Below are 12370 nucleotides of genomic sequence, written 5' to 3'. Positions count from 1 at the left end.
CGACCAACACCGACGAGGGAGGGGTCACCCCCTCCCTCGTCGCGTCTTTTCCCACCTCACGAGCGTCGGCGGAGCTTCGCATCTTGTACAATCACTCCGTGCTTCCGCCCCTCTTCCTCGAGGGCATGTGCTTTCTCTTCGGCCTCATCATCGGGAGCTTCCTCAATGTCGTGATTGCGCGCTTGCCCATGGAGCGCAGCATCGTTCACCCACCATCCGCGTGCCCCGCATGTGGCACCCCGATTCGGTGGTACGACAACATCCCGGTCGTTTCGTGGCTCGTGCTGCGCGCCCGGTGCCGCGCCTGTCACAATCCCATCTCATGGCGCTATCCAGCCGTCGAGCTGCTGACCGGCCTTCTCTTCGCCCTGGCGGCCTGGCGCGCCGTGACCGTTCTCGACCTCGTGGCGGCCATCATCTTCTCGGCCGCCCTCGTGGTGATCAGCGGGATCGACCTAGACCACCAGATCATCCCGGACATCATCACGCTCCCCGGGATCGTGGTCGGAGCCATGCTGAGTCTGCTGGGCAGTCCACAGGGCTGGCTCGACGTTTTGCTGGGCATCGTGGTTGGGGGCGGTCCCTTCGTCTTGATCATTCTTCTGACGGCGGGCCGGGGCATGGGCGGGGGCGACCCGAAGCTCGGAGCCATGATCGGCGCCTTCCTTGGCTGGAAGCTGGCCCTCCTGGCCATCCTGATAGGCGTCTGGAGCGGAGGCGCCGTGGCCATCGCGTTGCTGGCCACGGGCCGAAAGGGCCGGAAGGCCGCCATTCCTTTCGGCCCTTTCCTGGCTCTCGGGGGCGTGGTCAGCCTCCTGTGGGGACGGCCCCTCCTCGCCTGGTATCTGGGCGGTTGACCTGGGGCCCAAGGCATACTGGCCCCTTTCTTGCTTATTTAGATGTGAAATGAGCACACAAATCGGACGCCTGGACGATCACTGCAGCAGCGGGCAAGACACCAGCCAGCTTCGGGCGGGGCGCCGGCAGCGCCAGCGCGGCTTCAGCCTGCCCGAGCTCATCGTGCTTCTCGCCGTGATAGGCGTGCTCGCCACCTTCTCGACGCCCTATTTCCTGAGCTACTACCGCACGGCCATGGTGCGGGGTGCCGCTTCGGATATCGCGGCCTACCTCAACCAAGGTCGGCAGCTCGCGCTCCAGCGAAACGGGAACGTGTGCGTCCATATCACGGCCAGCGCCATGCACTATCACTTGGGCGGCTGCGGGGGAGCGGTGTGGCTCGGGCCGGGCACCGACGGCTTGGGAAATATTCCGGCGCCGGACAATATCACGCTCTCGACCACGGCCGATCCTGTCTTCAACTACCTGGGCGCGGCGACGCCGGCGGCGACCTACACCGTGACCCACGCCACGGCCTCGCTGACCGTCACGGTGTCCGCCTCGGGTCGCGTTGTCATTGGTCCCTGAAGCTCGGTGCTGGCGGACGTCCTCACCGCCGTTGCCGTCCTCGCCCTAGGACTCACCGCGCTCGCCTCATCGATCCCCGTGTCCGGGGCGGCGGTCAGCGAGGGTAGCCAGCTCTCGACCGCGACCTTTCTGGCCTTGGCGCGCCTCGAGGAAGCGCGCGCCGCGGCCTGGAGCTCGAGCCCGCCCCTGGATCGCCTCGGCGTCTCAGGGCACCCCGCCGCGGCACCCCGCGCCGCCGGGCGGCCCACCTTTCTTGACGAGTCCCCTCTGGCTCCACCCTATGGCGCCTTCCGTCGCGAAGTCAGGATCTCGGACTGCACGGCGTCGTCCGGCTGCGCCGGTATTGTCTCGCCGCGCCTCCGTCAGATCACGGTGCGCGTCTCCTATCGCCCGGTCAGCGCCGTGGGCATGGCCTCGACCGACAAGACGATCTCGCTGACGACCCTCGTCGCCGAGCGGTGAGAAGCCGGTCAGGGTCATTCCTGGGGAACCAACGAGGCGTTGCGGTGCCCGTGGCTCTCATCGCGCTTCTCGTGCTCGGCTCGCTCCTCCTCGAGCTCTCGGCGATGTCGGCGACCGAACCCAGCATCGCCTCCAATCAGCTCCGCGCGGCCCAAGCGGCCGCGCTCGCCGAAGCCGGTCTCGAGCGCGCCATCTGGGCCCTCGCGCACCCGGGAGCAACGGAGGGTCTCCCCGACCCTCTTCCCGCCGTGATTCCGCCGCCCTATGACGGCAGCGTCCTCGTGCCCGTCAGCTTGGAGGGCGTGGCGTGGGGCGGGTTCCGATTGACCGTGGCCCCCGGGGCAGGCGGCAATGAGCGGGACATCGTCGCCGTCGGCTGGATCCCCACCGATGATCCGGGAGACGGGCGGGCGAAAGCGCATCACCGCGTCGTCGCCACCATCATGCGGCTGCGCGCGCCGGCCGACAGTGCGCCGTGCGCGCTCTGCGCCGGAGGAGGGCTCCAGGTCACCGCGGGCGCCGCGGCGGACGCCCGCGGCGACACCACGTGCGGCGCCAAGCTCGGGGCGTGGACGAGCGGCTCCGCCGTCATGGCTCCGGGTGCCGATGTCTGGGGCGCCGACGGCAATGCGATACCCAACCAGGCGAGCGACATCGCCCAGGGGCAGCCGGGGCAAGACGCGCGGGCGTGGGCTTTCACCGACGCCGAGCTCGCCACGCTGCGGCGCATGGCCCAGGCGCGCGGCACCTACTATCGCGGGAACGTCGCCTTCGACGGCGCGAGTCCGCCTCGCGATGGGCTCGTCTTCGTGGACACGGCGAGTGGCGCCCCGATCTCCAACGCGACACCCGCTAGCGATCTCGCGCGCGTGGTGCTGGGCGGCGGGGCCGGCGTCTTTCGCGGATGGATGATCGTCTCCGGCACACTGGAGATCTCCGGCGACGCTCGGCTGCGTGGACTCGCCTATGCCCTCGACGGGTTCGCGTATCGCGGAACCTCTCCTGGAGGTGTCGAAGGCCAGGTGGTGGCCCAGAGCGTCCGCGGCGGAGCCACCGCCATCGATCGAGCGGGCGGCGGGCCCGCGATCCGCTTCGATTGCGCGGCTTCCCGGAGCGGCGATAGCCTCATTCCTTTTGGCTGGCTGCTCAAGCCCGGGTCATACCGGGAATTACCCGACTAGCGCGAATTTCCCCAACGGGTCGGGGAAACCATTCCGGGGTGCCCCTTCCTATTGTAGCGTCAAACTGTTGACACTTTCCCCGAGCCAGCATATAAGCTACGTGCTAGTCAGCAATTTTTACGGGTGAGCAGGCCAACCCGCAGGCGGCCGCGGGAAACCCCCCGGAGGGTCGGCGGCCAGCAGGATCGGGAGCCGACATGGCGCTTTTTGGACTGGGAAAGAGGCCCCTCACGTTCGGACTCGATATCGGTTCGAGCTCGGTCAAGGCGATCGAGCTGGTCGAGGGCAAGGCGGGCTATGCCCTCAAAGCCTTCGCCCAGGTACCCCTCCCCCGAGACGTGATCAGCGAGGGCAGCATCAAGGAGCCCGGGCTCGTCAGCGACGCGATCCGCGAGTGTGTGCAGAAGGCGGGCATCACGAACACGGCCGCCGCGATTTCCGTCTCGGGGCGCGAGGGCATCGTGAAGCGCGTGCCCCTGCCGAGGGTCACGGCCAAGGAGCTCGCGGACGCCATCACCCTCGAGGCCGAGCATCACATCCCCTTCGCGGTGGACGACGTGTTCCTCGACTACCAGGTCGTGGGCGAATCCGTGAACGCGATGTCGGTCGTGCTCGTCGCCGTCAAGAAGGTCAAGGTCCTGGAGTACGTGGCCGCCGTGGAACAGGCGGGGCTCGAGGCCCTCGTCGTCGATCTCGACGCGTTCGCCATCCAGAACCAGTGGGAGCTCAATCACCCGGAAGGCGGCGCCGATGAGGCGGTGGCCCTCATCGACATCGGGGCGACCGTCATGAAGACCAACGTCGTCCGCGGCGGCGCCTCGATCTTCGCGCGCGACGTTCCCTTCGGCGGCCACAACTACACCCAGGCCATCGCCCAGCGCCTCAACATTCCGTTCGAGAAGGCCGAGGCGGCCAAGCAGGGACAGGAGGTCGGCGTGGCCTGGGACGACCTCGTGCCCGCGCTCGAAGCCGTGTCCCGCGATCTGTCGCTCGAGGTGCAGCGCACCTTCGACTATTTCGCTTCCACGGCCGAGTCAGAGCGCATCGCCCGCATCGTCCTGTCGGGGGGTTGCGCCCGTCTCGCCGGCATCGACGAGTTCCTCTCCTCGTCCTGGGGGGTTCCCGTGGAGATCGCCCGCCCCCTCGCGCACATCGAGTACGAGGGGGCCGAATTCACCACGGAAGAGCTCGACCAGATGGCCCCCTTCCTCGCCGTCGCGGTGGGACTTGGACTCCGTCGGCCGGGGGACAAGACCGCATGATCCGGATCAACCTCGCCCCGCCCTCGGCCAAGAAGGCGGGTCCCGGACTTCAGCTCCCGAGCTTCAACCTCGGCGTCGCCTTCGGATCGGTCGCCGCCGTGCTCGTGCTCGTGGTGGGCGGCTGGTGGTGGAGCATCTCCGCCGACGTCAGCCGATTGAACCGCGAGATCGCGGAGAACCGGAAGGAATCGGACCGCCTCAAGGGGCTCATCGCCGAAGGGCAGCGCTTCCGGCGTGACAAGGAGCTCCTCGAGCGACGGGTGAACGCCATCGAGATCGTCGCGCGGGGCCAGACCCGCCCCGTCTACCTTCTCGACTCCGTCCTCGACACCCTGCCCAAGGACCTCTGGCTCACGCGCATGGAGGAGAAGGGCACCCAGCTCCGGTTCGCCGGCACTGCCTACAGCTCCACCGCCCTCTCCGACTTCATGACCAATCTCAAGGCCAGCGGCAAGTTCAAGGACGTCGACATCGCGGACGCCAAGCAGGATCTGACCAAATCGCCGCGTCTGATCACCTTCGAGGTGGTCACGCGCTTCGAGCCCTGACCCCATGGGCGCCTTCGACTCCATCGTCAACGCTCCCCGGCAGCAGAAGGTCATCTTCGGAGCGATGTTGCTCATCATTCTGGGGGCCCTCTCCTATTTCCTGCTCATCTCGCCGGCCGCCACGGACCGCGACGGACTGCAGCAGCAGAACGAAGTGCTGCGGGCTGAAGTTCTCAAGGCCAGGGCCGACGAGGCCAACCTCCGCCCGTTTCGCGCCCAGGCGGAGGCGCTCCGCAAGCGCCTCGAGACCGCCAAGGAGCGCCTCCCCACGGAGCGTGAGATTCCGCGGCTCTATCGACAGGTCTCGGATCTGGCTTCACAGGCCGGGCTGGGGGTCGCCTTGTTCCAGCCCAAGAATCCCGAGGACCGGGACGTGCTGACCGAAGTGCCGATCGCCGTCACCGTCGAGTGCAGCTACAACCAGCTGGGCGCGTTCTTCGAGAAGCTGGGGAAGCTGTCGCGCATCGTCTCGCTGGGCGAGTTCAAGTTCACGGGCATCGAGCGTCCCACCGGCACCTTGCGCGCCGAGATGACCCTGGCGACCTATGTGTTCCGACCCGAGGGCGCCCCGCCGCCGCCAAAGCCTGGCGCTCCGGCTCCCGCGCCGACTCCGCGGCCCGCCGCGGGTCAGCCAGGAACGCCCCGATGACGCCGCACCATCGATACGCCCCACTGCTCGTGGCCTCGGCCCTCCTGGCCGCCTGTGGCGGGAGCGAGGCGCCTCCCGCGGCGCCCGTGCCGACGCCCACGCCGCCGCCGGTCGCGGCTCCTCCCGCGCCCGGTGCTCCGGCCGCGCCGGGCGCGAGCGCCATCAAGCCGAAGGAGCCGGAGGCGGGCGCGCCGCTCCCGCCCATCGCCTTCGACTCCAAGGGACGCCGCGATCCGTTCACGCCTGTCTCGCTCGCCGCGGAGCACAAGGGCATCACTCTGACGGCGGCCAAGCTGGTCGGAATCGTGCAGGGTCGTCCGGGGCTCATGGCGCTCGTCGAGGGCCCTGACGGCATCGGCTACATCCTCAAGACCGGCGACGCCCTCGGCAATGGCCGAGTGACCGCCATCACCGCTGCGTCCGTGACCTTCGCGGTCGCGGCCCAGCCCGGCCAGGGACCGACCACGGTGACCCTGCGCTTGCCGCTGGACTAAATGATGGGCACAGCACGCAGGAAGAAGGGGTGATCGCCGCATGAAGCCTCAGACGCCGACATTCGGATCGCTGCGCTTGCTTGGTGGATCGCTGCGCGCGCTTGGTGGATCGCGGGGCCGACTGGGCAGATCGCTGCGCTGGCCGTTGGGATTGCTGGTCCTGGGGGGAGTCCTCGGAGCGGGCGTCGGGATCGCGCAGACGCCGGATGCGTCGGTCCAGCTCAAGTCCATCACGGTGGACCGCCAGGCCGACGGCATCACCGTCCTGGTGAGCATGAGCGGACCTACCCGGTATGCGGCGAGCTTCATCGATTCCCCGAACCGGCTGGTGATCGACATGCAGGGAACGACGTTCGCCTGGAACCGGACGGCCCTCAAGTCCGACGGCGACCCCGTGCGTGAGGTGCGCGGCAGCCAGTTCCGCGTGGGCACGGCTCGCGTGGTCGTGGAGCTCTCTCGCAAAGTCGGGTACCGAATCGACGAGCGCCCCGACGGGCTCGCCCTCGTGTTCGAGCCGGGCGGGACCGCCCAGGCGGACAAGCCTGCGCCCAAGGCCAAGGAGACGGCCACGGCGTCGACGGCGATCCCCGCCGCGAGCAAGATCACTCTGCAGAAGGTGGAAGCGCAGCGAGTCGCCGAGGCGTTCGAGTCCCTGAAGCTCGATTCCCGGCCGGCGCCGCCGAGGGCCGGGCCCGAGCCACCTGTCAGCATCCAGGAGCCGCGGTCACTGGAAGTGCGGACCTCAGAAATCCGGACGCCAGCCGCACGGACCCCAGAGGTGAGGACCAAGGACGCATTGGTCAAGGCGGCGACCCTCGCGCCCATCGCGCTGGTGCCGGTGCCCGCCCAGGCGACTCCCAGTCCCACCCCGCCGCCGGCCGCTCCCCCGGCGGCGCCGCCGGCCGGAAACGGCCAGCGTCTCATCTCGCTCGACTTCAAGGATGCCGACGTCGTCAACCTCCTGCGCATCCTCGCGGCCGAGAGCGGTCGCAATATCGTGGCGGGCGACGATGTCAAGGGCAAGGTCTCGGTGTCGCTCCGCAATGTCACGTGGGAGCAGGCCCTGGACACGATCCTGGAGACGCGCGGACTCCAGAAGCTGGAGCGGGGCAGCGTCATTCGCATCGTTTCGACCGAGCAGCTGACCAAGGAGCGCGAGGCGCACGCGCGCGTCCAGGAAGCCCAGGTCAAGTCCGAGACCGAGATCCGCACCAAGCGAGCCGAGGCGGAAGTGAAAGAGGCGGAGGCGGCTACCAAGAAGCTCCAGGCCGAAGCGGCCATCGCCGAGGCCAAGGCCCGCGGACCGCTGCGGGAGGAGACGATCCGGCTTTCGTACGCCGATCCCGAGGACGTGGCCAAGACCCTTCAGGGCATCCTCGGCATTCCGCCGTCGGGCTCGGCGCCCGTCTCGCCGATCCCCATCATCCAGAGCATCCCGCAGCAGCCCACGGTGGTGCCGTCAGGCGGCGGACCACCGAACCCGGCGCTGGGGCGGCTCCCGGAGCCGAACAACCCGTATCCGCCCTTCCTGCCCGGGCAACCCCCGCAGGTTGTCTCCGTGAGTCAGGACGTGCTCGCCAAGGGCATCACCATCCAGGCGCACAAGCCGACCAACAGCGTGTTCATCCGCCACTACGAGGCCGATCTCGAGCGGATCAAGAAGCTGATCAAGGAGCAGCTGGACGTGCCGCTGCCCCAGGTCAAGATCGAGGCGAGGATGGAGATCCTCGATCGCAACGCCTTCGAGGGCATCGGCGTGCAGTGGGGTGGGGCCGGCGCCGGCAACATCAACAATACGACGACGCTGATCGGCCAGGGCTTCCAGTCGGCCCCAGGCAAGAACGCCGGCACGATCTCCCCGGCCTTCGCCGGCGTGCTCTTGCCGGACGGCACCATCGCGCCGTTCAACCCGACCGCCCCGTGGAACTTGACGCCGGCCAACCCGAACCTCACGCTCTCGCAGCTCTTCCCGATCTCGGCCACCACGGGTCTGCCCCTGGGCGGCAACGTCGTCAACCTGCCCTTCGCCGGACTCCCGAACGCCTCGAACGCGGGCGTGCCCGCGGGCGGCATCGCCTTCGGCCTGGTCTCCAACCGCTTCAACATCAACCTGGCCCTCCAGGCCCTGGCCGCTCAGGGCAAGACGCGCACACTGGCTCGGCCCGAAATCGTCACCGTGGAGAACAACAAAGCCGCGGTGTCGCTCGGCGAGGAAATCCCGTATGCTACGGTCAGCTCGGCCGGCACGCAGATCCAGTTCAAGGAAGCTGTGCTCAAGCTCGAGGTGACCCCGACGGTGCTGAGAGAGAAGATCGGCGATCAGATCGTGGCCAAGATCAAGCTGCTCGTCGTGGTGGAGAACAATTCCCGCGGCGACACCATCACGCCCGCCGCCGGCGTGGCCGTGCCTATCATCAACCGGCGCAAGGCCGAGACACAGGTGCTCATCAAGGAGGGCGACCGCCTCGTCATCGGCGGCGTCACCCAGGGTATCGTGTCGACCACCGTGCGCAAGGTACCGCTCCTCGGCGACATCCCGATCTTCGGCTGGCTCTTCAAGCAGAAGGAGAACAACGAGACCGGGCGAGAGCTCGTGGTGTTCGTCACGCCGTCTATCCTGACGACCCAGGGCGGGGCCGGCCTGGCCCTGACGCCGATCGCTCCGCGGTAGAGAGGGCTCTTGGGCGGGGCGTTCCGCTTCCTCACGGCCGGCGAGTCCCACGGGGAGGCGCTGACCGCCGTTATCGACGGCGTCCCCGCCGGCCTGCCCCTGGCCGAGGCTGACCTCAACGCGGATCTCGCGCGCCGCCAGCGCGGCTATGGCCGCGGCGGTCGGATGAAGATCGAGCAGGATCAGGCCCATATCTCTGCGGGAGTGCGCGGGGGCCGGACCCTCGGCAGTCCCATCACCCTGACCATCCAGAACCGCGACTGGGAAAACTGGAAGCAGACCATGGCCGTGGGCGATCCGCCGGCGGGGGCGGCCGCCAAAACCGTGACCAGGCCGCGCCCCGGGCATGCCGACCTGGCCGGGGCCATGAAGTACGGCCACCACGACATCCGCAATGTGCTCGAGCGATCCAGCGCCCGGGAGACCACGGCGCGCGTGGCCGTGGCCGGGGTCGCCAAGAGGCTCCTCGACGAGTTCGGCATCACCATTCTGAGCCACGTGACGGAGATCGGCGGGGTGCGCATCGGGGCGCTGGAGATTCCGTGGGAAGAGGTCCGCCGCCGCGCCGAGGCCTCCGAAGTCCGCTGCGCCGATCCCGAGGTGGAGCGGCGCATGATCGAGGCGATAGACGAGGCCAAGGCCGCGGGCGATACCCTGGGCGGCGTCTTCGAGGTCGTCGCCCTCGGCTGCCCCGTGGGCCTCGGCTCCTACGTGCAGTGGGATCGGAAGCTCGACGGACGCCTGGCCCGCGCCTTCTGCTCCATTCACGCGATCAAGGGCGCGGAGATCGGCCTCGGCTTCGAAGCCGCCCGCCGCCCGGGCTCGCAAGTCCACGACGAGATCCTCTTCGACGCCGACAGCGGCTTTCACCGCCAGTCGAACAGCGCGGGCGGCCTCGAAGGCGGGGTCACCAATGGCCAGCCCGTGGTGGTGCGCGCCGCCATGAAGCCCATCTCCACCCTCCGCAAGCCGCTCCGCTCGGTGGACACGGCGACCAAGGAAGCGGTGGAGGCGGTGGTGGAGCGGAGTGACGTCTGCGCGGTGCCGGCGGCCGGCGTGGTCGGCGAGGCCATGATGGCCCTCGTGCTCGCCGAGGCCTTCCTGGAGAAGTTCGGAGGAGACGGCATCGACGAGGTGCGCCGCAACTACCAGGGCTATCTCGACTACCTCAAAACCTGGTAGCCTGGACGTCCGATGATCGACGTCCCCGTCAAGCTCGGCGCCCGCTCCTATCGCATTGCCGTGGGAGCCGGCCTGCTCTCCCAGGCCGGCCCGGAGATCTCTCAGCTCGGGGTGGGGCGCAAGCTCGCCCTCATCACTGATCCGGTCATTCACGGCCTCCACGGCGAGGCGGTGACCCGGAGCCTGGTCGGCGCGGGCTTCGACGTCACCACGGTCATGCTCCCCGAGGGCGAGCGCGCCAAGACCCTCGAGGTCGCCGAGCGGACCTGGGACCGCCTCTTCGAATTCGGGCTCGATCGAGGCTCGGCCGTGGTCGCCCTCGGAGGCGGCGCCGTGGGAGACCTCGCGGGCTTCGTGGCCGCCACTTACATGCGCGGCGTCCACTTCGTTCAGCTGCCCACGACCCTGCTCGCGCAGGTGGACGCCTCCATAGGCGGCAAGACGGCCATCGATCATCCGCGCGCCAAGAACCTGATCGGCGCCTTTCACCAGCCGCGTCTCGTGCTGGCCGACACGGGCGCGCTCCAGACCCTACCGGAGCGCGAGTACCGCTCCGGGCTGGCCGAGGTGATCAAGCACGGCATCGTGCTGGACGCCGCGTATTTCGACGAGGTCGAGCGGAACGCGGCCGCCCTCGCCAAGCGGGAGCCCGAGATCCTCGAGCGGATCGTGGCCGGCTCGTGCCGTCTCAAGGCGTCCGTGATCGAGCGCGACGAGCAAGAGGCGGAGCTTCGTCACGTGCTCAACTACGGCCACACCATCGGACATGCCATCGAGGCGGTCACCGGCTATGCGCGCTTCGCCCACGGCGAGGCCGTGTCGCTCGGCATGGTGGCAGAGGCCGGCGTGGCCGAGCGCCTGGGCCTGGCCTCGACGGAGACGCGGGCCCGGCAAGTGCGGCTGCTCGAGACGATGGGCCTGCCCGTGCGCGAGGTGGGGGAAGCGCCCGAGCGAGTGATCGAGGCCATGGCGCGCGACAAGAAGGGCAAGGAGGGGCGCGTGCCGTTCGTGCTCGCCCCGGAGATCGGACGCTTCCGCATCGTCTTCGACGTCCCCAAGCCCGTGATTCTGGAGGCCCTGGCCGAGCTCGGCTGAGTCTCCCAATTCTCTCGGGCGGCTCCCGGCGGCCGTGCTAGATGTAGATCATTGTCCGGCCACCCGCCATTCGCCACTGTCCCGAAGCGCCGCCCATGACGACACGGCTCGGCTACCACCCCGCCCTCGACGGCATCCGCGCCATCTCCATCCTCGCCGTCATGCTCTATCACTCCGGGCTGATTCACGGCGGCTTCCTCGGCGTTGACGTCTTCTTCACCCTGAGCGGCTTCCTCATCAGCACGCTCCTGATCGAAGAGCACGCGGCCGCGGGGCGCATCGCCCTGCGTGACTTCTACTGCCGGCGGGCCCTTCGGCTTCTCCCCGCCCTCGTGCCCGTGGTGATCGTCTCCGGCGTGGCCATGATCGCTACTGCGGGCCCCTCCCGGGTCGTCGGCATGTCGCTCTTCGTCCTCGCGGTGATCTTCTACGTGGCGAACTGGGCGGCCATCGCGGGGCTTCCCCAGGGCATGCTCGGGCACGCCTGGTCGCTGTCGATCGAGGAGCAGTTCTACCTCGTATGGCCGCCCGTCCTCGCCCTACTCCTCCGCCGCGTGCGCGCGCGCTGGCTGCTCGTGGCCGGGCTTCTCCTGGCCACCCTGGGATCGATCCTCCTCCGCTATCACCTGGCGGTGAGCGGGGCGACGGGCCGGCGCTTCTACCTCGGCACGGACGCGCACGCCGATCCCATCCTCATCGGGTGCGCGACGGCGTGCCTCGTGTCGTGGGGGTACATCCGGAGCGCGCGCGATCCGTCGGCCTCGACAAGACGGCGATGGCCGGTCGCCGCGCTGGCCGCCGCCGCCGTCCTCGTGGCCGTCCTCGTGGTGGCGCGTCTGCCCGACGACTATGCCCGGCGGGGGGCGAGCACCATCGTGGCGGTGGCCGCGGGCATTCTCATCGTGGACGTGCTGCGGCCCGGCTCCCGCCTGGCTCCCCTCCTCGCCTGGTCACCGCTCGTGTGGATCGGGAAGCGGTCCTACGCGCTCTACCTGTGGCACCTTCCCGTGTTCTTTCTCGCGGGAGCCCTGTGGGCCTCGGGCATCCTCGAATACCTCCCGTCGCGAATCGTGCCCGCGTGGGTAATCACCTTCGCCATGGCCGCGGCCTCCTACCGCTGGATCGAGGCCCCGGCCCTTCGCCTGAAATCGCGATTCGCGGCCCGGCCCGCCGATCGCACGGCCGCCGCGCCGGCCGCCGCCGTCGCGCCCGCCCTCTAGCGACCCGTCCAAGCAATTCCCGTCTCCTCGCGAGCAAGAGTGTTCCGCTTCGAGCGCCGGCTTCGCCGGCGCAGTTCTCAGATTGCTCGCCTCGGACGGCGGGGCCCCAGCCCCGCGACGTCCTGCGGCTCGCACTGCGTCGGGGGGAGGCTTCGGAAGGGGGGCGGAGCCCCCCTCCGAG

At 69.0% G+C, this 12370-nt stretch carries 12 protein-coding genes; all 12 read left to right on the top strand.

Going from position 1 to position 12370, the window contains the following annotated elements; translation table 11 throughout:
- Positions 1 to 98 precede the first annotated feature (98 nt).
- The 12 genes from VGT00_18695 (at position 99) to VGT00_18640 (ending at position 12189) form a co-directional block, all read left to right on the top strand.
- Positions 99 to 857 (top strand): prepilin peptidase, encoded by a 759-nt coding sequence (locus VGT00_18695; protein ID HEV8533459.1) that lies wholly within the window; start codon positions 99 to 101, stop codon positions 855 to 857.
- A gap of 49 nt (positions 858 to 906) precedes the next feature.
- Complete coding sequence (locus VGT00_18690; GenBank protein ID HEV8533458.1) at positions 907 to 1425, top strand: GspH/FimT family pseudopilin; 519 nt, start codon at positions 907 to 909, stop codon at positions 1423 to 1425.
- Positions 1426 to 1431: 6 nt separating this feature from the next.
- Positions 1432 to 1887, top strand: coding sequence for a hypothetical protein (locus VGT00_18685; GenBank protein HEV8533457.1), 456 nt, complete (start codon positions 1432 to 1434; stop codon positions 1885 to 1887).
- 44 nt (positions 1888 to 1931) lie between these two features.
- Entirely contained in the window at positions 1932 to 3068 is a 1137-nt protein-coding gene (locus VGT00_18680) for a hypothetical protein (protein HEV8533456.1), read from the top strand.
- 197 nt (positions 3069 to 3265) lie between these two features.
- Positions 3266 to 4330: a type IV pilus assembly protein PilM gene (gene pilM, locus VGT00_18675; GenBank protein HEV8533455.1), complete on the top strand. Its 1065-nt coding sequence runs from the start codon at positions 3266 to 3268 to the stop codon at positions 4328 to 4330.
- Positions 4327 to 4878, top strand: coding sequence for a PilN domain-containing protein (locus tag VGT00_18670; protein ID HEV8533454.1), 552 nt, complete (start codon positions 4327 to 4329; stop codon positions 4876 to 4878). Before pilM ends, VGT00_18670 begins: the two co-directional genes overlap by 4 nt.
- A 4-nt stretch (positions 4879 to 4882) precedes the next feature.
- Positions 4883 to 5527, top strand: a complete 645-nt coding sequence (pilO, locus tag VGT00_18665; protein ID HEV8533453.1) for a type 4a pilus biogenesis protein PilO — start codon at positions 4883 to 4885, stop codon at positions 5525 to 5527.
- Complete coding sequence (locus tag VGT00_18660) at positions 5524 to 6021, top strand: hypothetical protein (GenBank protein ID HEV8533452.1); 498 nt, start codon at positions 5524 to 5526, stop codon at positions 6019 to 6021. Before pilO ends, VGT00_18660 begins: the two co-directional genes overlap by 4 nt.
- Before the next feature lie 40 nt (positions 6022 to 6061).
- Complete coding sequence (locus VGT00_18655) at positions 6062 to 8692, top strand: secretin N-terminal domain-containing protein (protein ID HEV8533451.1); 2631 nt, start codon at positions 6062 to 6064, stop codon at positions 8690 to 8692.
- Between the two features lie 9 nt (positions 8693 to 8701).
- Positions 8702 to 9874, top strand: coding sequence for a chorismate synthase (gene aroC / locus VGT00_18650; protein ID HEV8533450.1), 1173 nt, complete (start codon positions 8702 to 8704; stop codon positions 9872 to 9874).
- A 12-nt stretch (positions 9875 to 9886) separates the two neighbouring features.
- On the top strand, positions 9887 to 10969 hold the full coding sequence (gene aroB / locus VGT00_18645; GenBank protein ID HEV8533449.1) for a 3-dehydroquinate synthase: 1083 nt from the start codon (positions 9887 to 9889) through the stop codon (positions 10967 to 10969).
- 95 nt (positions 10970 to 11064) lie between these two features.
- A complete protein-coding gene (locus tag VGT00_18640) occupies positions 11065 to 12189 on the top strand; it encodes an acyltransferase (protein HEV8533448.1) in 1125 nt (374 codons plus the stop codon).
- Positions 12190 to 12370 lie beyond the last annotated feature (181 nt).

Source organism: Candidatus Methylomirabilota bacterium, assembly GCA_036002485.1.
GTDB lineage: Bacteria > Methylomirabilota > Methylomirabilia > Rokubacteriales > CSP1-6 > AR37.
Note: the sequence above shows the minus strand (reverse complement) of the source record. Positions and strands in the feature narration are given on the sequence as shown.